At 39.8% G+C, this 23,439-nt stretch carries 17 protein-coding genes and 1 pseudogene; 5 read left to right on the forward strand and 13 right to left on the reverse strand.

Features of this window, described 5'->3' with window-relative positions; translation table 11 throughout:
- Positions 1 to 9 precede the first annotated feature (9 nt).
- Both H6G57_RS11370 and H6G57_RS11375 read right to left on the reverse strand, forming a co-directional pair.
- The gene (locus H6G57_RS11370) at positions 10 to 324 is read right to left on the reverse strand and encodes a hypothetical protein (protein ID WP_190518642.1); all 315 of its coding nucleotides are present in this window, start codon (positions 322 to 324) and stop codon (positions 10 to 12) included.
- Between the two features lie 93 nt (positions 325 to 417).
- Entirely contained in the window at positions 418 to 1,551 is a 1,134-nt protein-coding gene (locus tag H6G57_RS11375) for a peptidylprolyl isomerase (RefSeq protein WP_190518643.1), read from the reverse strand.
- 133 nt (positions 1,552 to 1,684) lie between these two features.
- On the opposite strand from H6G57_RS11375, the gene efp reads away from it, so the two are divergent.
- Both efp and accB read left to right on the forward strand, forming a co-directional pair.
- Positions 1,685 to 2,242: an elongation factor P gene (efp, locus tag H6G57_RS11380; RefSeq protein ID WP_190518645.1), complete on the forward strand. Its 558-nt coding sequence runs from the start codon at positions 1,685 to 1,687 to the stop codon at positions 2,240 to 2,242.
- Between the two features lie 146 nt (positions 2,243 to 2,388).
- Positions 2,389 to 2,916: an acetyl-CoA carboxylase biotin carboxyl carrier protein gene (accB, locus tag H6G57_RS11385; RefSeq protein WP_190518646.1), complete on the forward strand. Its 528-nt coding sequence runs from the start codon at positions 2,389 to 2,391 to the stop codon at positions 2,914 to 2,916.
- Positions 2,917 to 2,926: 10 nt separating this feature from the next.
- On the opposite strand, the gene H6G57_RS11390 is transcribed toward accB, so the two are convergent.
- From H6G57_RS11390 to H6G57_RS11400, 4 genes and pseudogenes are all read right to left on the reverse strand, one after another.
- Positions 2,927 to 3,553, reverse strand: a complete 627-nt coding sequence (locus H6G57_RS11390; RefSeq protein WP_190518647.1) for a GerMN domain-containing protein — start codon at positions 3,551 to 3,553, stop codon at positions 2,927 to 2,929.
- A 662-nt stretch (positions 3,554 to 4,215) separates the two neighbouring features.
- Positions 4,216 to 4,725, reverse strand: coding sequence for a GUN4 domain-containing protein (locus tag H6G57_RS29610; protein ID WP_309235860.1), 510 nt, complete (start codon positions 4,723 to 4,725; stop codon positions 4,216 to 4,218).
- An 18-nt stretch (positions 4,726 to 4,743) separates the two neighbouring features.
- A pseudogene (locus H6G57_RS29615) lies at positions 4,744 to 5,535 on the reverse strand (protein kinase); the annotation flags it as partial.
- Between the two features lie 662 nt (positions 5,536 to 6,197).
- Positions 6,198 to 7,403, reverse strand: a complete 1,206-nt coding sequence (locus H6G57_RS11400) for a bifunctional 2-polyprenyl-6-hydroxyphenol methylase/3-demethylubiquinol 3-O-methyltransferase UbiG (protein ID WP_190518649.1) — start codon at positions 7,401 to 7,403, stop codon at positions 6,198 to 6,200.
- A 363-nt stretch (positions 7,404 to 7,766) separates the two neighbouring features.
- Here H6G57_RS11400 and H6G57_RS11405 point away from each other — a divergent pair, with 363 nt between their 5' ends.
- The 3 genes from H6G57_RS11405 to smpB all read left to right on the forward strand — a co-directional run bounded on the left by H6G57_RS11405 (position 7,767) and on the right by smpB (position 12,856).
- Positions 7,767 to 10,508, forward strand: coding sequence for a phycobilisome rod-core linker polypeptide (locus H6G57_RS11405; RefSeq protein WP_190518650.1), 2,742 nt, complete (start codon positions 7,767 to 7,769; stop codon positions 10,506 to 10,508).
- Between the two features lie 358 nt (positions 10,509 to 10,866).
- Positions 10,867 to 12,315, forward strand: coding sequence for a methyl-accepting chemotaxis protein (locus tag H6G57_RS11410; RefSeq protein ID WP_190518652.1), 1,449 nt, complete (start codon positions 10,867 to 10,869; stop codon positions 12,313 to 12,315).
- A 73-nt stretch (positions 12,316 to 12,388) separates the two neighbouring features.
- Positions 12,389 to 12,856: an SsrA-binding protein SmpB gene (smpB, locus tag H6G57_RS11415; RefSeq protein ID WP_190518654.1), complete on the forward strand. Its 468-nt coding sequence runs from the start codon at positions 12,389 to 12,391 to the stop codon at positions 12,854 to 12,856.
- Positions 12,857 to 12,895: 39 nt separating this feature from the next.
- Here the strand turns inward: smpB and H6G57_RS11420 are convergent, their stop codons facing one another.
- The 7 genes from H6G57_RS11420 to H6G57_RS11450 all read right to left on the reverse strand — a co-directional run bounded on the left by H6G57_RS11420 (position 12,896) and on the right by H6G57_RS11450 (position 23,321).
- The gene (locus H6G57_RS11420) at positions 12,896 to 13,633 is read right to left on the reverse strand and encodes a hypothetical protein (protein ID WP_190518656.1); all 738 of its coding nucleotides are present in this window, start codon (positions 13,631 to 13,633) and stop codon (positions 12,896 to 12,898) included.
- A gap of 101 nt (positions 13,634 to 13,734) precedes the next feature.
- Positions 13,735 to 14,880 carry a chemotaxis-specific protein-glutamate methyltransferase CheB gene (cheB, locus tag H6G57_RS11425; RefSeq protein ID WP_190518658.1) on the reverse strand — a complete coding sequence of 382 codons (1,146 nt, stop codon included), beginning with the start codon at positions 14,878 to 14,880 and terminating at the stop codon, positions 13,735 to 13,737.
- 137 nt (positions 14,881 to 15,017) lie between these two features.
- Positions 15,018 to 17,510: a hybrid sensor histidine kinase/response regulator gene (locus H6G57_RS11430; protein WP_190518767.1), complete on the reverse strand. Its 2,493-nt coding sequence runs from the start codon at positions 17,508 to 17,510 to the stop codon at positions 15,018 to 15,020.
- A gap of 42 nt (positions 17,511 to 17,552) precedes the next feature.
- Positions 17,553 to 18,962: a methyl-accepting chemotaxis protein gene (locus H6G57_RS11435; protein ID WP_190518660.1), complete on the reverse strand. Its 1,410-nt coding sequence runs from the start codon at positions 18,960 to 18,962 to the stop codon at positions 17,553 to 17,555.
- A 76-nt stretch (positions 18,963 to 19,038) separates the two neighbouring features.
- Positions 19,039 to 20,487, reverse strand: a complete 1,449-nt coding sequence (locus tag H6G57_RS11440) for a methyl-accepting chemotaxis protein (RefSeq protein WP_190518662.1) — start codon at positions 20,485 to 20,487, stop codon at positions 19,039 to 19,041.
- 83 nt (positions 20,488 to 20,570) lie between these two features.
- Positions 20,571 to 21,668 carry a chemotaxis protein CheW gene (locus H6G57_RS11445; protein ID WP_190518663.1) on the reverse strand — a complete coding sequence of 366 codons (1,098 nt, stop codon included), beginning with the start codon at positions 21,666 to 21,668 and terminating at the stop codon, positions 20,571 to 20,573.
- 63 nt (positions 21,669 to 21,731) lie between these two features.
- Positions 21,732 to 23,321, reverse strand: a complete 1,590-nt coding sequence (locus tag H6G57_RS11450) for a CheR family methyltransferase (RefSeq protein WP_190518665.1) — start codon at positions 23,319 to 23,321, stop codon at positions 21,732 to 21,734.
- Positions 23,322 to 23,439 lie beyond the last annotated feature (118 nt).

Below are 23,439 nucleotides of genomic sequence, written 5' to 3' on the forward strand. Positions count from 1 at the left end.
TTAGTGTTGTTACCATTCTCGTTCTAAGCGGGGAGGTAAACGCAGTTTAGGAAACCGATAAAAGGTATTTCCTTCATCATCAATTTCAGGAAATGCAGCAAAAACTTGTACTTGATGATCTAAATATTTTTGGGCAACTTCGGCACTCACTCCGGCTAAAGCAGAGAGTTGAATCAGGGAAACTCGACCCGCTTGGGCAGCAATTAATCGATAAAATGCGGAATCTAATTGGCGCTGTTGTTCTCGATTATTTCCGACATTCACAATTAATAAAGTGACTAATACACCTAATCCAGCGATAGAAAGTAATTCAATAATAGCCATAGTTAACACAATAGAAAATAGGAATAAAATAATATTAACAGTTAACAGTTAATTTTAAAGAATCAACTGTCAACTGTTAAGGATTGACCTTAATTAAGCAGGTTCAACGAGATTTTCTGCCCCTTGAATCACTTTCGCAGATTCAATCACATCCCCTTTACGGAGTTGTTCTAACACGTCTTTTCCTTCAGTCACATATCCAAAGACAGCATAACGACCGTCTAATAAGTTAAGTCCGGCAGGTGTTAATTCCGGCTCAAAAAGGAAGAAGAAAATTTGAGAAGACCCTCCATCTAAAATGGCTTCTGGACGGGCTAATGCAACGGCTCCAAAAGCAGAAAAGGGTAAAACTGGATGCTCTTGATAACGACCGGATTCTTCAAAGGTAATATTGTAGATCGGTTCTTTTTCCCCCTGGACTAAAATTTCTAAAGGAATGCCTCGATATTGTCCAGTTTTGGGATCAATAAAACCGTCTTCTTCTCCATCGGGATCTCCCACCTGTAACGCATAGGATTCTTCTGAACGGATGAATTTTAAGTTATTATAAAATCCCCGTTGAACTAAATCCACAAAATTCCCAGCCGTAATCGGAGCACTATAACCATCGACGACAACGGTTAAGTTACCTTTATTCGTTTGAATTTCAACGGTAGCCCGACCTTTGAGTTGAGGTAAATTAGAATATTCTGCGGGAACTTCAAAGGGAAATTCCTGTACCATTAATTCTTCTAATTTGCCAACATTATCTAACATTTTTCCCCGGGTTGCTAACACCGTTGTCGCATCTTTAACTTCAACAGCAGAGCGTAGGGTATCAATGTCTTGTTTTAATTGGTCAACTAAAGCTTGAGCTTGGGGTTGGCGTTCCTCTGGAATATTAGCCAAAAGTTCCGCCTCCCGCGTCGATAAAACTCTGGAGGCGAGGGTAATATCTCCATTGATATTATTCCAACGCTTTCCTCGCAGTTGAGACGCAATGGATTCTAAACTCGATTGCAGTTTTCTGGCTGCTTCGTTATCAATGGGTAGAGCATAGCGTAATAGTGCCGAACCATCGGTGATCGCATTTCCTTGAGGTAAAATACTTTCTCGTTTTGGTGGACTCCCTCCCTCCCACCAAGCCGCACTCAGACCTAGGGATAGGGTAAACAGCAGTACAGCCACCAAACTCGTTCTCAACCAATGTTTATAGGTGTTTCTCATGGAATTGGGCAAATGCAACATAAATCTTAACGTTTGTTCTCTATTACTGATCTTGCCATTATTCCGTCACCAGTCATCCTAAAAAAATTAATCCCCTGTTCCCCATTGAAGGGTAAAATAAGATGCCGATTATTCTGCCCAGGTATTAGCTTGCATGATTTCCAGTAACGACTTTCGCACAGGTGTCACGATTGTATTAGATGGGTCAGTCTGGCGTGTAGTAGAGTTTCTCCACGTTAAGCCCGGAAAAGGTTCTGCTTTTGTGCGGACAAAACTCAAAAACGCACAAAACGGGAATGTGGTAGAGCGCACTTTTAGGGCGGGAGAGACGGTTCCTCAAGCGACTCTGGAAAAAAGCGAAATGCAACATACCTATAAAGACGCGGAAGAATACGTCTTTATGGATATGGAAACCTACGAAGAAGCTCGTTTGAGCGCCAGTGAAATTGGCGATCGCGTCAAATATCTCAAAGATGGAATGAGCGTTAACGTTGTTCGCTGGGGAGAGCAGGTTCTGGAAGTTGAACTCCCCAACTCTGTCACCTTAGAAGTCATTGAAACCGATCCCGGAGTCAAAGGAGACACAGCAACAGGGGGTACAAAACCCGCTATTGTGGAAACAGGCGCTCAAGTGATGGTTCCCTTATTTATTGCTAGAGGAGAACGGATTCGGATTGATACCCGGACTGACAGCTATCAAGGTCGAGAATAAACACTCACCGAACCATGATTTGATATTTTAAGCGTGCCAAACTCAGACAAAAACATCAGGTGTTTAGGATATTGGGTTATTGGTCGTATAGCCACCCAACAAACTAAATCAAGATAGATTGCAAATTTAGGGGAGACATACCAACTGTGCAACTAGATTTGAACCAGCTTCGTGAACTGCTGGCTGATCTCGATAAAACCAATATTTCAGAGCTAACGCTCAAAAGCGCAGATTTTGAACTGACTGTTCGCAAAGAAATTTCGCTCAGTTCTGGGACTCTGCCTTCCGTTGAGACGCTGTTAACGGATGCAGGAGTTAGTTCACAGTTGGTTTCGTCTCCGGTGGTTCCCACTGTTGTTGATTCCGTTGGGAAAACTTCCCCTGCATCCAGCCCCACTGTATCACTACCTCCCCCTGCTTCGACTGAATCTAAGTGGGTTGAAATTACGTCCCCAATGGTGGGAACGTTCTATCGTTCTCCCGCCCCCGATGAACCGCCTTTTGTGGAAACCGGAGATCGGATTTCGACGGGTCAGACCGTTTGTATTATTGAAGCGATGAAGTTGATGAACGAAATAGAAGCGGAATTTTCTGGCCAAGTCATGGAAATTTTAATTCAAAATGGTTCCCCCGTAGAATATGGCCAGCCGTTAATGCGAGTTAAACCGGATTAAAAACGGGCTATTAGGGAACAGGTAAAAATTCTTTCTCGAAAATGGGGCGAGTGATGGGTTGAGGAATTTCTAACCCTTCTCCGCCTAAAACGGTTAACGGTTTACCGCCAACGGAAAGCCACACTTTGCTATTCGGGTTGAGGGTTGTCGCGGTATACACCACTTGTCCTAAACGTCCGGTCATCGATGCACTTCCCCCACCTTGGGTGAATTCTGGGGATAAATCTATATAAACATCATCATTGTTAGTGGTTAACTGCTGAATTGTTGTTCCTTTGGGAATTTCACTCAATTGATTAGTATCAGGAGAACTCGTTAATAATTGATCAAAAGCGACGGTTAACAATGTTGTTGGATCATTTTGGGCTTGAATTTGTACAGGTTGAGGTACAATAGCCTGTTTACCGTTTTGATCCTCTACCCAATAAATGGCAAGGGTTTTTTCAACGGTTTGTGATGGAGAAGGAGAAATTAGAGGACTGGGTGAGGTTGTATTCGGGGAAGAAATAACGGGTTCTTGGGGAGAACGAGAGGTTAATGTCCACCAGGTTAACCCAGCACCCACAGCAATTAAAACAGTGGCAATTCCAGCCACAATTCTAATCGGGATAATACGATTGTTTTGGGGATCTTCCATCGATTTTGAATTGTAGATTTAATTTGAGTCGGGTATCTTTATCCAGATTTTCTAATGATAGACTGAATCACTCCCAAATTGAAAATGCCCTATTCCTATCATATTATATAAAATCCCTTAATGTTTGCTACATATTCCCCTTGTAGAGACGTTGCATGCAACGTCTCTACAAGGGGGTAGGAGAAGCATGGGAGTAAATTATTACCTAAGTTAACTAGAATTAAGAAAGCTTCTCCTCAGAATAAAAAACCTCATCAACCCGATGAGGAAGCTAAAAGATTTTATGAAATTTGGCGAGAAAATAATCCTGAAATTGTGGAAGTTTCGGAAAAGTTTATTTTCGCTAATTGTTATAACAAAAAATCGGTAGCCGAATTTTTAAATAATTATATTCATTATTGACAATGCGGTCAACCTGGTTTTTTTAAGCCCGGTTTCCTTATAGGAGTAGTGTGTCAAAAATCATGTTTTGACGCTGATTTCTGTAGTTATTTATACATTGTTTGATTTAATTCTAAGGAGAAATTATATTTCGTCCCTTAATCAACCGTATCCCTAATTCCCCATGACAGGTAATGAAACGCGGAAAACCTTATAACTTCGTACTCACTACTTTAAGATCAAATATTTTGGATTGCGATGAATACCTTATGTGTTAGAGTTTAGAGAAGAGAGAAGAATATCCCATCCTCCCCTCCCCCCCAACCAATCCCCACCACCCACCACGGGAGGTGACCAAGTGCATTTTTATTAAAGGTCAAAAGTTCGTAATTCAACCACTCTCCTCCTTTTTTCCATCCAACCCGGTTCGCAAATTTCTCGAAAGTAGCCCCATCCCAGTTTCCATCTAATTTCCCACCTTCTTCCAACCAGATTTGTTTCTGCACAGAAAAACCAAATCTGCCCTCTGAATATTTTAACCACAATTGGTCAATAATGCGTAATTCTTCTGGAGGAAAATTGCGACAATTATCTGTCGTTAACCAACCTTCTTTTTCTCTCCCCATAATTTGACACATAACTCTCCCAGTTTCCTGATCGGCTTCTTTCCATTTTTCTGTTGATAAAAGTTGGTCTAGTTTGGTAAAATTAGCTTTAGAAGTTTGTAACTTAATATTAGGTTTTGGAGCAGGTTGGAATTGAGGTAACGGAGCGAAACTGCGTTGTCCAATAGCAGTTAAAACTTCCTGAGCAGACCCAAAGCGATCGCTAGGTTTATCCGCTAACATTTTATCCAAAACACTAGCCAAATTTTGACTAATAGATAGGCGATTTTTGCTTAACCATTCCTTCCAAACCCAACCTAAATTATAGTGGTCAAAAATCTCATCAACCAAGGTTCCATTTCTTTCTTGAGGAAAGACACCCGTTAATAATCTAATAGCAGTAATTGCCAAGCTATACATATCACTAGAAGCATTCGTTACTCCTCTCAATTGTTCCGGTGGCGCATAGCCGGGAGTGCCTGTCACAGTTCCCATACGGGTCATAATAGTCGCGCTAATTTGTCTGGAAACACCAAAATCTATTAACACTAAATCGCTAATTTGTCCATAGATACTAGGATCTAATTTATTTTTTCTACGAATAATATTTTCTGGCTTAATGTCACGATGGATAATAGACTTATTATGAATAAAATCCAAAATAGGTAACATTTCCACTAAAAAAGACTTGAGCTTCGTTTCGTTAAATCTTCCCTGTTGTTTTAATTCTTTGAGTAAATCTTGACCTTCAATATATTCTTGAATTAAATACAACTTACCATCCTGTTCAAAGAAAGCCAATAAATCAGGAATTTGGGGATGTTTACCTAATTTTTCTAATAGCTCTGCTTCCTGTTCAAATAGTTGAATACATTTTTGCAATGCACCGCTATTTTGTGATAAAGGTAAAAATTGCTTAATCACACAGGAGCTATTTCTTCTATTTTGATCAACACCAATAAAAGTCCGCCCAAAACCGCCTTCTCCAAGATAACTATGGGCGCGATAACGTTCAGTTAATAATAACTTTTGTCCGCATTACTGACAAAAATTAGTAAGTTGAGTATTTTGGTGAAGGCAATCAGGGTTAAAACATTTCATAATGATGGATAAAAATAATTAATTGATATTATACAATTTTACTGCAAGATGTTTCTATCCCGTCACAAAGGGACAAGTCAGGGATTTTCTGATTATTATAAGACAAAATCTATAAGACAAAATCATTGATTTTAGTTAAATCCCCGACCTTTGCTGGCGGAAAAGGTGGGGGATTTTACCATTGTTCCTTTTAAGGTTAAAAGCCTTGAAATAAATTTCAGTAGAGGGATGTGCTATGTAACCCCCTCTACGCTAAAACCCGTTTTAAGGGGTTAATGAAGACAGGAAGAAAGCCCTGAAGGGCTTACTACAAAAGAGTATCGACGAAGGCTGGTGATTTAGTCATTCAGCCAGAGGAAGAAAGCCCTGAAGGGCTTACTACAAAAGAGTATCGACGAAGGCTGGTGATTTAGTCATTCAGCCAGAGGAAGAAAGCCCTGAAGGGCTTACTACGTGGCTTAACGGGGAATTGGGGTGATCACAAAGAAGGTTCGAGGGAGCAAAGATACTGTGTGAGTTCTCTCTATCATTTTAGACGTTTGCTGTTAACTTTTGGGTTAATTCTGAGGGATTGATAACAAAATGAATTGTCGATTCAGTAGCGATCGCACCCCGTCTAAATCCAGTTGGCTTTGAGCTAAAATTTCCTCAACAGTTCGAGGAGATTCGGTATTTTGATCGCAAGCTTTGAGAAACTCAAATTCAGCATCCGATAAACTCACAATTTGATAATTATAGTCAAATAAATTCTGACTCGGCCACCCATTCATACAAGGATTGCGCTCAGGAATTGCCGCTAATAACGCTTGATCATTTGACCAAGTATTCCGAGGTAAGGGTGAACGTCCGAGGAAAAATTCATAGTGACTAATTTCAGGATCGAGAAGTTCAATTAAACGATAGCGTTGGCGATCGCTTAAATTCTTTGACCGTTCACGTAACTGCGGTGAATTACCAATTAATCGCTCTAAATTCCAATAATTAGGATTAGAAAAACCAATAAACTCTAAACCTGACGCATCAATTAACTCAAATAAACTATTAATATTGTAGTCAATTTCCTGGGGATGAACATACATATCCGCGAAACATTCATCTCGTTGATTTTCCAGCCCCCAGCGTTGAGATTCGTATTTAACTAACCGATTATTTTCGGGGAGAGCTTCAAAAATTTGACGGCCAATTTTAACCCCATCTTTATAATCCCCTTGTTTATTTCCTTGTAATAAAGCGATCGCTTTCTGCATCAATTGAACTTCCCAGCGACCCAATTCAGCATAAACAAAAATGTGCATTAATCCCCCCGGAGCCAACTTTAATGCTAGGGTTTGAATGCCTCGAATCGGATCAGGTAAATGGTGCAAAACACCAACACAGTTAATAAAGTCAAACTGTCCCTCTAACTGGGTTGCATCATAAAGACTTAAACGGCGAAATTCAGGTGAGGGTGTTCCGGGGGTAGAAATTCCAGACCGACGACAGCGTTCTTGCGCCGTTTGAATGGCCCCTTCACTCAAATCAATTCCCAGTACCGACGCTTCTGGGTTGAGTTGAATTAAATACTCCGTACTCGAACCCGTCCCACATCCCGCATCTAAAATGCGAATATTAAGATGTTTCGGCTTTTGACCCGTGCAAAAACTATAAGCTGCTGGCCAAGACCATCGCCAGTTATACCCAGGCGGGGGTTCATCTAACAGGGGGTCAGGAGGAAAGGGATAGGTATCATAAAGCCGTTTAACCGCAGAACTAACTTCTTCCATCGTTTTAACTCAATTAAGCATTAAGATTGATTTATGTTGACCGTTGGCTGTTGGGTGCTGGGGTTGACGGTTGACCGACAACCCGCAACCGACCTCTGAGAGCGTAACAAAACTTATTCTTTTTTCTCAGATAACATCACCCAAGTCTATACAATAATTGTCGGTACGCTTTTTTATAAATGTCTGGTAATCAGCCAAAATTCATTTTAATCTGAAAGATTAAACTGGCAACAACTCAAGCACGATGATCGGGTGGAAGGCATTCTTATATTTAGCCAAAACTAATCCGTTTATTGTTTGAGAACAGTACCATACTTCAGGTTCCATGCTGTAACGATTCAGATAGGGAGCGACAGAGATCGAATGAGTGTAAAGGCAAGTGGTGGAAGCTCAGTTGCGCGTCCGCAACTCTATCAAACCGTACCCGTTGCAACCATTTCCCAAGCGGAGCAACAAGATCGCTTTTTGGGTAAAAGCGAATTAAGTGAACTGGCAACCTATTTCAGTTCTGGCGCAAAGCGTTTAGAAATTGCTCAAATTCTGACGCAAAACGCCGAATTGATTGTCTCCCGTGCCGCAAACCGGATTTTCACGGGCGGTTCACCTCTAGCATTCTTGGAGAAACCGACGGAAACTCCCACTATGGCAATGGCCACAGTTGGGGGAGGTGAAGTCAACCTCACCGAAGGCATGAAACTGGGAACTATTTCCTATGTGGATAACAAAGGTGGCGGTCTGTTCGAGGGTTTAAGATCAATTTTTGTGGATGCGGGAGCAGGGCCAGCCGTATTTTTACCCCCTGGGTTCCGGCCAATTAACGTTTCTCGTTATGGCCCTGGGAACATGACCAAATCCCTGCGGGATTTAAGCTGGTTCTTGCGTTATACAACCTACGCAATTGTTGCCGGAGATCCGAATCTGATCGCCGTTAACGTGCGGGGACTGCGGGAAATTATTGAAAATGCCTGTTCTAGTGCGGCGACTTTAGTGGCCCTCCAAGAAATGCGTCGGGCAGCGTTAGGCTATTTGAAAGGCGATAAAGATACTCAAGAAATCGCCCTGCAATACTTCAATGTGTTAATCACAGAATTTGAAGCGTCAGCACCTGCTAACAAAGTGCGGCAACGTCCTAGCAGTGACCACCAAGGGTTAGCGCTGCCTCAAATTTACTTCAACGCCGCCGAGCGACGTCAGAAGTTTGTGATGAAACCCGGACTCTCTTCGACGGAAAAACAAGATGTGGTGAAAGCCGCCTATCGCCAAGTGTTTGAACGGGATATTACCCGCGCCTACAGTTTGGGGATTTCCGACTTAGAATCCAAAGTAAAAAACAGCGAAATCTCGACTAAAGAGTTTATCCGCCGTTTAGGTAAATCTCCGTTATACCGGAAACAGTTCTATCAACCCTTTGTCAATAGTCGGGTGGTGGAACTGGCAGCCCGTCACTTCCTGGGTCGGGGTTTAAGTTCTCCTGAAGAATTTAGCAAATATTTCTCGATTGTGTCCAAAGGTGGCTTATCTGCCTTAGTGGATGCGATGGTGGATTCTCAAGAATATTCGGATTATTTCGGGGAAGAAACCGTTCCCTATTTGCGGGGTTTGGGTCAAGAAGCCCAAGAATGTCGCAACTGGGGGCCGCAAATTGACCTGTTTAACTACAGTGCTCCCTTCCGCAAAGTCCCCCAGTTTGTCACGCTGTTCGCAGATTACAAACAACCTCTGCGGGATCAACACGTTTACGGAACTGGGAATGATCCTCTGGAAATCCAGTTCGGTGCAATTTTCCCGAAAGAAACCCGGAATCCCAGCAATCGTCCAGCCCCCTTTGGCAAAGATACCCGTCGGATTCTGATTCGCAATGGGGCAGGTATTGATAACCAGTTAAGCAACCCTGCCGCCCGCGCTAACCATCCTGGTTCTTTAGGGCCAAAAGTGTTCAAACTGGATCAACTGCCTGGAGGTTATATTAGCAGTCGGTTCAAGCGCAGTGGTAGCAGCAAAGGAACCAGTGTTAATTATTCCGAAACCTCTACCCAAGCGTTAATTCAAGCTGCTTATCGGCAAGTGTTTGGTCGGGAACTCTATGCGGGTCAACGCCAAACCGTTGCTGAAATTAAACTCGAAAACGGCGATATTACCGTTCGGGAGTTTATTCGCATCCTGGCTAAGTCTGATGTCTTCCGCAAGATGTATTGGACGTCGCTCTATGTATGTAAAGCGATTGAATACATCCATCGTCGTCTGTTAGGTCGTCCCACCTACGGTCGTCAGGAAATGAATGCCTATTTCGATCTTTGCTCCAAAAAAGGCTTCTATGCTTTGGTGGATGCAATTCTCGATAGTCAGGAATACAACGAAGCCTTTGGGGAAGATACGGTTCCTTATGAACGGTATTTGACTCCGGGGGGTGTGTCCTTACGGACAGGTCGTATCGGTGCCTTTGCGGAAAAAGTACCGACGGTAGAGGAAGTGATTACGCCTCGGTTTATCGAACTGGGTACGCCTGAAATTAAGGGTGAGATTGAATTAGACAATCGCATCGCTCAAGGGGTCAGCAAGCGTCGTCAACAAAGCAAAGTGTTCAAGCTGACGACAACGACGGATAAAGTGGCTCTGAAGACTTTAATTCAAGCGGTTTATCGTCAAATCTTTGAACGCAATATTGATCCCTATGTGACCAAGAATGAGTTTACCGTTCTCGAAAGTAAACTGGGGAACAACGAAATTAACCTGAAAGAGTTCGTTGAGGCGTTGGGAAGCACTTCTCTGTATATCAAGGAGTTCTATACCCCCTACCCCAATACGAAGGTGATTGAGTTGGGAACCAAGCACTTCTTAGGTCGTGCACCGCTTAACCAAGCCGAAATTCGGGTTTATAACCAAATCCTGGCGGCTAACGGCTTGAAAGGATTTATTAACGCCATGGTGAACAGTGTGGAATATGCTCAACTGTTCGGGGAAGATACAGTTCCCTATCGTCGTTATCCGACGTTACCTGCGGCGAACTTCCCGAATACCGAACGCTTGTATAACCAATTAACCAAGCAAAACGATGAGTTAGTAGTTCCCAGTTTTGAACCAGTGGTGGCGGCTGACCGGAGCTAACGTTACAAGATTTTCAGGATAGTCCTGAAGGACAAGATTAAATTGACTTAATCCCTCTGTATTTTTACGGAGGGATTTTTATTATCAAAAAATAAGGATTATTAAAATACTAATTTTAAGGGTTCTGAAGAATTAAATGTTAGAACTAAGGTATAGCAGAAGTCAGAAGATAAGCTGTCACGCAGTTAATTTTTTTGCCCAAAACCCTTGCTGTAAGGACTCTAGCCTACAAAATATCAAATTTAGATGCGTAGCAGCTTAGGAGATAGGAGTAGGATGCTTCAAAATACAAAATCACTACCATCATTAATCTCCTTGCTGTTTTGACAGTTGCTATCTTAATAAAGGAGACAAAGCGATGAAATTAGGTCAAAAACTCTATATTGGTTGTGGTATTCCCTTAGTAACATTAGTGATCATGGGTTCCTATTCCTTGTATTCCTTTCAAAAAATTGATCATCAAGTTTCAACAATTTATGATGATCGGGTTGTGCCATTACAACAATTAAAAATTGTTTCAGATTCTTATGCAGTTGATATTGTTGATTCTGTTAATAAAGTCAATGCTAATATTTTATCAATGGAGGAAGCTTTAAGATCTGTGAATCAAGCTGAAATTGATATCAAAGAACAATGGCAAGCTTATAAAAATACTAAATTAGAGGTAAAAGAAAAACAGTTAGTTGATGAAACAGAAAAATTATTTATTAATGCCAATTTTCAAATCCAAGACTTAAAGCAGGTTTTAAAAGAAAGAAAAAAATCTGAGGTTTATAAATTTACCAATATTTTATATGAAGTGATTGATCCCGTAACTCAAAAACTAGAAGAATTAACCCGTATTCAATTAGAAATTGCAGCCGAAGAACGTCAAAAATCCGCTTTAATTTATCAACAAACTTTACAAATATTTTTACCCCTTTTATTTCTAGCAATCTTAGTCGGTTCTCCCTTGGGATTTTTCGTGATTAGACGGGGCATTATTTCAACCTTTGAAACCATTATTAATAATATTGTTGTCTCTTCCACAGAAATTGCAGCCGTTGTGGACGAACAGGAACGACTTTCTCTACAACAATCTAGCGTTGTTCAGCAAACAAAAAGCTTAATGGAATCTTTGAATAATGCCTATCAAGAATCTTATCAAAAATCTGAACATACCGTTTTTTATGCCCAGGAATCCTTAAATTTAATTGAACGAAATCATCAATCAATTGCTGATATTAAAGCTCGAATGGATCTCTTAAATCAGAAAGTCAACCAGATTTCTGAAAAAATGCTCAATTTACAATATCATGCGGAACAAATTAGCCAAATTTCTACCTTAGTCAGTCACATTGCTAATCAAACTAATGTTTTAGCCTTAAATGCTCGGATTGAGTGGGTGCGCTCAGATACTCAGAATCAAGGATTTAGTATTGTCGCCTCTGAAATTAGAGATCTCGCCAATCAAAGTCAAAAATCTGCCAGTAGTATTGATATCTTAGTTAATGATATTGAAACCGCCGTAGATGCTACAGTTAAAGTCACCCATGTAGGCAAGGAAGCTGTAGAACAAGGGGTACAAATGACTCATAAAATTTCTCAAACATTTATGGGTATGAATGAAATGATGCGCCATGTTGTTTCAGATAATCAAAACAGTTTAAATTGTGCTAAAGATCAGGAACGGGCGATTGAACAAGTGGTTACAGGGATGAATCAACTTAATCGTGCTGTCCAAGAAACAACCGCCGGAATTTCACAAGTTAAAATTGGAATGGCGAACTTAAAAATCGTCGCTGATCACTTAAAATCAATGGTGTGAACGACCCAACACCAAAAAAATTGATATTTTTCTCAGGATTACTGATTGTGAGGAAATCTGCTAAATTGGGAATATGAGCAAAAACAGTGAAGGATATAAAATTGTTAGCGACAACCGCAAAGCCCGCTATCTGTACGAGATTTTAGAGACGTATGAGGCGGGAATCGCCCTCCAGGGAACGGAAGTCAAATCGATTCGGGCGGGTAAAGTTAACCTGCAAGATGCCTATGCTTTAATTCGGGGAGGTGAAGCATGGCTGTTGAATGCCCATATATCCTCCTTTGAGAAAGCGGGTAGTTATTTTAATCATGATCCTCGTCGCACCCGCAAACTGTTGCTGCATAAAGAAGAAATTAATAAACTTTTAGGACAAGTCGAACAAAAGGGATTAACATTAGTTCCCTTGAAAATGTATCTTAAAGGCGGACGAGTTAAAATTGACATCGCCGTTGGTCGCGGTAAGAAACTCCACGATAAACGGGAAGATATTCGCCAACGGGATGATAAACGAACCATGGAAAGGGCGATGAAGCGGTATTAAATCGGATAGTAAAATTCGTCTACACAGCTTACGCACCCCTTACCATAACCCCCGAACTGGGCCATTTCCGCCTACGGGACGACAATTTCCGTAGAGTCGTTTACAAACCTCATTCAGCTTATCTTGATTGGGAAGGGGAGTTTTATACCCTTGGAATAAGGGCCCTGTAATGATGTCTTCATATTCTTGTTTACTAATTCGTTGAACCGAAACTTGAGATAAAGCTAAACCCTGCGTTAAATTGGAAACTTTTTGTCCTTCTTGAATCGTGATGGGATTAGGATCATTCGGATTATTTCGTGACGATAATTGAATTTCACCTTCCAAAACCCGAATCGTTCCTGTATTACTATTCGTATTATTATTTCTGTCTACATTTAACATATAAATCGTGCCTTGGACTCCCGTTGCAAACTCTAAAAGACAACCATTAGCAGGGCCAGAAGCAATTAAAACGCCTTCTTGGACTTCCACACATTGACCCACAATAATTTTAGAATTTTCCGCCATCCGTCCCGTCGCCCCTGTATTAAAATCAATTTGAGCACGAGCTTGTTCTGTTCTGATATTTTGTCCTAATGATGCTTGTTCTGGAACTTGAGCTACTTGCTCTTCAATAAAGACTTCATTTTTATTTCCAATAATATCCATTAACGTCGCTAAATTAATTTGCGCTAAAGCCGGAAAATTAATAAAAAAAGAAGTTCCAACTAAACTTAGTATTTTTAAACTTTTAAAAATGGTCTTTTGCTGATTACCCTCTTGTTTAAAATTCATCTTCAAGTTCATCTTAATAGTCCTTAATTCAAAACTATAGCAGGAAATAGGGAATCGGCAATAGAGCATCCTGGAATAAGAAGACAGCAAACCGTTAACAATCAACTCAAACCCTTGACTCGATTTAATAGGAATGGTGCAATCTCATTAACAGATAGAATATATTGGGCTGCACCTAACGTGATGGCTTCTGCGGGCATTCCAAAGACAACGCAACTGTCCTGATTTTGGGCAATGGTTAAACCTCCGATGTCAGCAATGGCTTTCATCCCATCGGCGCCATCTCGTCCCATTCCCGTTAATAAAATACCCGCACTATTGCTACCATAAAATTGGGCAACAGATTCTAACGTGGTTGTCACGGAAGGGCGATGACCCGCCAGAGGAGGTGCAGTAGAGTAAGCAAAGCGACCATTGCGACTAAATTCTAAATGATGCCCTTCTGGGGCAAAATAAACACATCCTGCATGGGGTAGTTCCCCTGGTGCCGCAATTTTAATTGATAAACGACATTCCCCATCCAGCCAAGTCACCAACCCTTGCAAAAATCCCTCACTAATATGCTGAACGCAAACCACCGGAACAGGAAAATTACTGGGAAGTTGGGTCAAAATAGTATGTAAGGCTTGGGGGCCACCTGTCGAGGCACCAATTGCCAGCATTTTAATGATTTTAGAAGAAACAAACGGAACCTTTGCAGTATCAGTCCAATTTGAGATAGGGGAAGGAGAAGAAACTTTTGGTTTTGTGAGGGGTAAGGGGGAAGGAGCAGGAGAAGTAAAGAGACGGTTATTCAAGGGTAAGGGATTTAAGGTCTGTTGAGATTTACGATGTTTAGTAAAAACTTTCACCCCAGAAAGCACTTTAATTTTTTGAATTAATTCCTGTCCAATTAACTCATAATCAGAGGCTAAACCTGTTTTGGGTTTGGGAAAGACATCAACAGCCCCAGCATTTAACAGTTGAAAAACATTATGAGTATCATCGGTTTGAACAGAAGCACTAATCACTAAAATCGGACGAGGATAAAGTACCATAACTTCCTGAATAAATTCCAGTCCGTTCATTTGGGGCATATGAAAATCTGTACAAATCACGTCCGGTTGTAAAGTGGGAACTAATGTTAATGCTTCCTTTCCAGTTTGAGCGGTTCCCACAATACAAAGGTCTGGAGAAATCGATAAAATTCGTTTCAGAATAATTAAAGCAACGGTCGAATCTTCAACTAGGAGAACTCGAATTGGCATTTGTCAAGTGGTTGTCAGTTGTCAGTTGTCAGTTGACGGTTAACGGTCAACGGTCAAGGGTCAACGGTCAACACTGACTTTGATCATAACAAATAGATGGGAGTGTGGAAACGAGCGTGTCTTTAGACCTGAGAGTGTCAAACCAGTCTTTTTAAAGTCTCTATCAATACTTCTTGATTAAAGGAGGCTTTGGTAATATACGCATTTGCTCCTGCTTCTGCTCCTTTGCGTTTATCTTCATCCGACGCCAGGGAGGTAACAAGAATAATGGGAAGTTCACTATAGTCTTGATTTTGTCGAATTTTTGCCGTTAAACTTAACCCATCAAGATTAGGCATTTGGATATCAGAAACCACAGCATCAAAAGCACGAGTCGAGAGTTTATTAAACCCATCTAACCCATCAACGGCTGTTACCACTTCATAACCCGCAGATTCTAAAATTCGTTTCTCTTGGGTACGAGTCGCAATGGAATCTTCTACTAATAAAATTACAGGTTTATGGGAGGAAGACTCGTGAATATTTAAAGGTGCTCGCCGAGTTGGAGAGGGGATGACACCAGCTTGTTTGCGAATAGATTTAATTAAGTCTTGGGGACTTAAAATAATACACACTTCCCCCGTTCCTAAAATCGTTGCACCTGCGACATTTCTGACCCGCTTTAATAATTGACTTTGGGGTTTTAACACAACATCCTGTTCATCAATTAAAGCATCGACAAATAATCCTAATTTCTCTTCTCCCACTTTCAAAATAATGCAAGGTAAAGCAACATCAACTGGCTCATAACTTTCAGTCTTGTTGGGGTTTCGAGGGGAAAAGCTTTGTTCAAGATTACCCGAAGAAATAGACGTTTTAGCGAAACTTTGAAGAAAGGATGAGGAAGCGGAACTGCGAGATTTTGTCTCAGTAGACGGTGTTTTTTCCGCATCAACTTCAGATTGAATTAAACGAATTTCTAATAAATCTACGAGTTTTGCTACAGAAATCGGTTGATCTTCAAAAACAATCGTTTCTCGCCCTTCAATTGCAAAAATTTCATGGGACATGACCAGCCGAGTCATTTGCACAAATTCTACAGGAATGGCATAAGAAATGCCCTGAACAGACACAATTAAAACATGAGCAGTAGCTAAGGTTGTGCCTAATTGAATCCGAAATAAACAACCTTTTCCCGGAGAAGAATCAACTTGAATAATTCCTTTTAATCGTTCTACATTGGTTCGTACCACATCCATACCAACCCCCCGTCCTGAGACTTGGGTAACAACGGTGCGGGTGGTAAAACCCGGAGTAAAAATTAAACTATTAATTTGTTGGGGAGTCATACCTAATAATTCTTCTGCTTGACAAATTCCCCGTTTTAAAGCAGTTTGTTTAATTTGTTCGATATCTAAACCTCGACCATCATCCCGGACTTCCAGCACAACATGGGTTGCCGTTTGATACCCTTTTAACTCAATTTTTGCTACAGTCAACTTACCGTTTTTTTCTCGTTCTTCTGGGGTTTCAATTCCATGATCAATGGCATTTCTTAAAATGTGCATGAGCGGATCTTTCATTTCTTCTAAAATTCGTTTATCCGCACGGGTATCTCCACCCGAAATCACTAATTCAATTTGTTTACCTTGTTGTCTTGCTAAATCCCGTACCATCCGGGGAAATAAATTAAAAATAGTCGATAACGGTAATAATCGCAGCGTCCGAACTCCATCTTCAAGTTCGTCACTAATCATTTCTAAACGGGCAATATCTTCGGAAAAAGTATTTCTGAGTTGATTAATTAATCGTCCCAACTGTTCTAAACGTTCCGCACTGCGATGATAATAATTTTGCAGTTGCCCCATTGTTCCATTACCGGAATTTTGATGATTAAGACGATTTTCTAAGTCATGAACAATAAAGCGATTTACAAACGCATCTCGACTCCATTCTTCCCATAAGCTGGTAATTTCTTCAATTTCACTTAATCGATGGGCAATGCGAATTTTTGTTACGGTTAATTCTCCGGTTTGAGTCATTAACCCATCTAAATTACTGGTCGGAACTCGAATAGTTTCAATTTTATACGCGGCTTCCGGGGTTGTCGTGACGGGAACTTTAGGCTCGGAGAGAGTCGAGGAAACAGGCTCTGGACTGGGGGTAGGAGGCTGGAGAATCGTAACGGGAGCAATTTTATCTTCTTCTGAAGTTTCCACCACTACAGGAGCAGGAGCGTCCAGTTCAGGTTTTACAGCAGCAGCCGGAGTAGCGGGTTTAGCACCCATCAAATAGGCAAGACTATGAAAGGTATTAATTCCCGAAGGTTCTCCGGTCACGGCTGCATGAACCAATTGACCCATCGCATCAATTCCATGGGAAATTCGATCCACTAATTCGGCAGAAAGGATCGTTTCTTGACGTTTTAATCCTCCTAATAAATGTTCTATTTGATGGGCTAAAGTGGCAACATCCTTTACCCCTAACATTCCGGCATCCCCTTTGAGGCTATGGGCTTCTCGTAATAATTCTTCAAGTTTTATCTGGTCATGGGGATTTTTCTCCAGATATAACAATCCGTCATTCAAGTTTTGCAAATGTTCTGCACTGGCAGTTTTAAAAACTTCTCGCAGTTCATCATCTTCAATCATCATGGGTGGTTAATCCTTTGACTCTAATTCAATTGTGGACGATTAAACGAGGGTTTGCAGGTTTTTTGCAGTTTCATTTAATTTTTCAATCCCTTGTTTTGTTTGGTTGATACTGGTTGCCATTTCTTTGGCGACAAAATTTAAGTTATTCATCGCATCAACTACTTGTTCAACCGCAATGGATTGTTGTTTGGTATTGAGAGAAATTTGTTGTAAATTAACTGCCACATCATTAATCGCTCGGACAATATCTTGTACGGATTTAGATCCGTCTTCTGTGACTCTTACTGTCAGATTGGCGGCGGTTTGAATATCAGTAACAATCGAACTAATTCTTTCAGCCGATTTGCGACTTTGATCGGCTAGTTTCCGAATTTCCGTGGCAACTACACCAAATCCTTTACCATTTTCTCCGGCTCTAACGGCTTCTACCGAAGCATTTAACGCTAACATATTAGTTTGATTTGCCAAATCCGTCACCACATTAGTAATACTATAAATTTGCCCTAAATGTTCACTTAAGCGCATAATTTGTTGTTGCACTTGTTCCATTTTAAATTTTAAACTCTGATTAATCTCAGTTTCTACCCAGAGTCTTTGAGAACCTCCCCCTGCTAAGAGTAAAACTTGATTAGCTCCAGCAGAAGCTGTTCCGGCTTGTTCGGCAGATTGACGAGAAGATGCACCCAATTCATCCATACTGGCTGTGGTTTGATTCACGGAAGTTGCTTGCTGTGCCGTGACTCGTTCTTGGGATTCCATAATAGTAACTAATTCCTGGGACGCTTGTAGAATTTGGAACGCCTCTTGATTAATCCGTTTTAAGATTAAGGTAATGAGTCCAATTCCTAAGAAAACTGACAATAATAAAGCGATTCCAGTTGCACTCCAAACCGTATTCAGGAGACTATCTAAAGCTTGATTTTGCCGTTGATGTTGTTCTTCGGCTTTTTGGGTTTCTAACGCAATAATGTTTTGAGTGATCTCCAGAATACTGGTGGATAGTGTAGTGCCTTTTCCTTGCTTCCAAATTTCTAAGGCTTGGTCAACTTGATTATCATTAATTAATTGAAATAATAAGGCATAGTATTCTTCTAATTCAGCCATCAATTGATTTAAAGTCTCTACATCTTTCAGGGCTTCGCCATCGGGAATTAAAGGTTTTAAACCTTTTAAAGCTGTTTCATAACGAGATTGAGCATCTTGATATAATTGATTAGATTGAGAATTTTTATTTAAAATATATCCTCGTGCAGCAATTGTTATGTCTTTTGTTGCTGAAGCTAAATTATTAATCACTTGCATGGCATCATTATATCTTTCAACTTCCTGAGCCGTTTTACGGACTTTTTCAACATTAAAAGATACAATTCCCGTTACCAATACAAACAGTACAATTGGAATTAAGTATCCACCAATAATCCAATACCTTAAACGATTAAAATTTAACATAAGTCTGATGATATAGGGTACATTTAGGTTTCTCCTCTCCTCAATCCTAATTAAAAAAGTTCATGTCTTGGAACTGTTATGAAACAATGGAGTTAAGATCTAAAGCAACTTCATTTAATTTTTGCATTCCAATTTTAGCTTGACCTAACCCATTCGCTGTTTCCCCAACTCCTTGACTTAAGGTATTCATCGCTTCTAAAACCTGTCCAATAGCAATTGCTTGTTGCTTGACATTGAGAGAAATTTGTTGATTATTTAAAACAACATTATTCACCGCTTCAGCCACCCCAGCAAAAGTATCTGCTGTTTCTCTGGCTAATTCTACACTGGATAATACTGTTTTTGTTCCTTCTTCCGTTGCCATTACCGTTGAATTAATCGCCATTAAAATATCAGCAACCAAGGTATTGATTTTTAAAGCCGATTTTCGACTTTCATCCGCTAATTTACGAATTTCTGTCGCTACAACGGCAAATCCTTTCCCATGTTCTCCGGCTCGAACCGCTTCCACTGCCGCATTTAACGCTAACATATTGGTTTGATTTGCCAAATCACTCACCAATTCTGAAATATTGCCAATTTGATTGGTTTGTTCACTTAATCGAATAATTTGTTGAGCAATGGCTTCAACTTTTTGTTGAAGATTTCCCATCCCCTCTAAGGTGGTACTAACGGCTTTTTTCCCTCCTTCTGTTAAGCCTAACGCTTGTCTGGCTCCGAATGTTGCAGACTCAGCTTGTTCGGCGGTTGATTGAGAAGAAGCACTTAATTCATCCATTGTAGTTGTTGTTTCATGAACAGAAGCCGCCTGCTGGTTCGCCGTTCGTTCTTGTTCTTCAATGGTTGCTGCAATTTCAGTCGAAGAAGTCGCAATCACCTGAGTCGCACGATGAATCGTTCCACTAATATTAACTGCAATGGATAAAGCAATTACAATCGCTGCAATTAGAATAACCATTGAACCCAATCCCAGAGCATATAATAACCCCTGTAAAGATTCTTCAGTATTGTCAGTTTGTTGAGCTAACATTGAACGTTCAAACTCAGAAAAACTCAAGCTTTCTGTATCAAATTCTTGCACATATTGAGTACCAGATCGAGCTTCATTAAAGGCTAATTCAAGTTTACCTTGATTAACATAATCAAATGTTTGCCGAGCAATTTGATCATATTGATTAATTAAAGTATTTAGACGATTTAAACGTTCTTTTTGCTGATCATTAACAATTAAAGGTTCAATATCTTCCGATGCTTTACGATAGGTATTGAGTGAGGTTTCATATTCATTCAGGAACTCTGAGTTTTTCAACGCTAAATATCCCCGGAGATTGCGAATCATGCCCTGGGCACCTCGCTCCATCAAGTTCACTTCTAATATGACATTTTGAACTCGTTCTACTTCTTTAAAAATATTGGAAACTTGATTGATACTACTGTACACGACCACTGTTAATCCCAGAAACAAAGCAACAGGGATGGTATAGCCTAATAATAACCGTTCTCGAAGTTTTAAGTTAGTTAGCATTGGATTGTTAATCGTTAATAGTTGACTGTTGACTGTAAGCTTGACCGTTAGCAGAAAATAGAAAACCGACAACCGACATCCCTTTAAACTTCTTGCTCCACAACTAATTCTCCTTGAATCATGATTTTAGGAATATTCAGGATACTCATCATTTTATCCCGATAAAATGCTGTTCCTTGTAAATATTCATCTTGTTTTAAATGGACAGCCGTAGGAATCGTTTTTATTTCGGACTCTTTTAAGTACATCACATCAAAAATCCCTTCTACCACAATTCCAGCAACAATATCATTAATTTTAACAATCATTGCTTTCGATAAAATCTGAGATGTTCCTAACGGTAAATTAACCAATCCTTGAATATCAACTAAGGTTAAGATTTCTCCTCGTAAATTCATATTTCCCACGATATGAAGCGGTGTACAAGGAATGGGTGTAACATGATGAATATCTGTAAACTCTCGAATAATTTCTAAATTGACACCAAAGTATTCTCCATTTAAACCAATGACTGCTAAAGGAACTAACCCCGTAAAATCTTGGTTATCTAGGGAACGTCTTAAATTTTTAGCTCGTTCTTGAAAAATAGCCCGTTCTTCTGAAGTTGCATCGGGGCAAAAAACAAAATTTTGTTGAGTTTTGAAATGGTTTTTAGTTGAAAATTCTGCGAGTTGTTGCTGTTGATTTTCTTCAAAATTAACTCCTCCTTGTTCTAAATTAATATCTCTTAAGAATTGGTTCATGTATTGAATCAGGGTTTCGGGATTCAAGACCATGACTAAATATTCATCTACTTGAGCAATTCCTTGAAGATAATAAGAATTATGAGTAGAATTAAAGTTATGTTGCAGATTATAAGCCAGTTCAGTTTTAATGGCATCAGTCGTAATCATCTGAACTTCATAAACTTGATTCACAATAATTCCGATTCTAATGTCATTAAATTTTAAGATTATAACGCTATCCGACACAGCATAATTTGATGGAGGATACCCTAATCGAATCGTGAGATCAATAATAGGAATTAATTCCCCGCGTAAATTAATTAAACCGACTAAATCAGCCGGAGCCGAGGGAAGTGGAGTTAATTCTGGGAGGAAAAAAATTTCTTGAACCGCAGAAGCTGCGATTGCATAACGCATTAACTTAATTGCAAAAATAAGATAAGCATGACTATCCATAGGTCAGATGGTGGTATTGGGTGTTAGATAGGGACGGGGGGACAAAGGGAGGGAAGTTAACGGTTAACAGTCAACAACTAAACGTTTCTTTTCTAAAAACGCAATTAAATCTTGAGCCGTTACCCCTTCTAAATGTTCAATTCCCATACTTGGAGGTAAGGATTTGAGTAGAGCTAAAGCGGTACTATACATTTTAACGGCTCTTGTGTAATCTGCTTCTTGCTCATAAATAGATGCAAGTTCCAAATAGGCGGGAACAGACGAGGGAAGCAAATAAATAATTCGTTTAGACAATAATTTTGCTCCGGCTAAATCTTCCTGTTCTTGAGCAATACGCAGAAGTAAATAATAGGGAAAAATTGATAAAGAGTCTATTTCTAATGCTTTTTTACAATAGAATATTGCTTGTTCATATTGACCTAGATTAGCGGATGCTTGTGCTAATAAATAATAAGCATCAAATTGAATTTCTGGTTTCAGATTTCGAGTTCCTATTCTATCTTCTTGCCCTCTAATACCTCCTTCTGAGTTTTTGTTTCCGAGTTCCCAACTTTTCAAATAAGGGTTACTACTTTGAAGAAATTGTTCAGCTTTTTGAATGGCAATTTTATACTGTTTATTTTGAAAATATTGTTTTGCCTCTTCTAAGGTTCGTTTAGGTAACTTCACTGTTTCGGATAGATGACCCAGGGATCTCGCTGGCTGGATTTTCAGATGTGAATCTTGATGTTGCCCAGATGAAGATAATAAATGTTCACCCTGATTATTAGAAGTCAATCCTGTTTTTTGACTTAACACAGATTCTTCTATTAAACCAATCATTTTTTGATAAACCATCGATTCAGGGTAAATTTTGGATTGAAATAATTCAAGACAATCTTGATGATTCAATTCAGCATGACCTGTTATTAAATAACCTCCGGGTTTCAAAACGTGATGAAACTTAGAAACGACTTGATTAATATATTTTTTTTCAAAATAAACAAAAACATTCCGGCAAACAATTAAATCAACGTCTTGAATTGCAGTATAATTAGGATAGCAATAGAGGTCTTTAACTAAATTTAACTTAAAAAATTGTACAGAACACTGGATTTTTGAGTTGATTTTCCAATCTTGTCCTTGTCGCGAAAAGTATTGATTTCTAATTTCTGGGTCAACCATGCGAAAAGACCAAGACGTATACAAGCCTTGTCTGGCTTTTTGCAATGCTTCTTCATTAACATCCGTTCCCAGAATATTAATAGTCCAGTTAGTCCAATCGGGGAGTAACTGTTGCAGTAAAATTGAAAGGGTATAAGGTTCTTCTCCGGTCGAACAACCTGCACTCCAAAAGGTTAAGGTTTTTGTTTTTTGTCGAGACGCTATTAAATCGGGTAAAATTACCCCGCGTAATAAATTAATTTGACCTTGATCTCGAAAAAAATAACTTTCAATCGTTGTAATTAAAGGAATTAATTGTTTCCATTCCTGTTGGCTCGTTACCGTATCGGCACTTAATAAATTAAAGTAAGCTTGGGGATTCGGTAACTTTAAAGCTTTAACTCTTGCCTTAATTTTTTGAGCCAATCCAGCATAGTCTTGTACACGAATGGATAATCCCGTCTGCGTCGCAATAAGCTGAATAAAAAGTTCTATTAGTGCTGGTTCCATGAGCAATGTCAGGCGGTGAGTGGAAATCGAAAGATAGCCAAAGGAAAAATAAATCCTGATCGAGGGTTTTTGGCACAATGAAAGGCTGCGGTGAACAAATACACTCTAATAAATGAAT

Origin of the sequence: Planktothrix sp. FACHB-1365 (assembly GCF_014697575.1) — a bacterium.
Lineage (GTDB): Bacteria > Cyanobacteriota > Cyanobacteriia > Cyanobacteriales > Microcoleaceae > Planktothrix.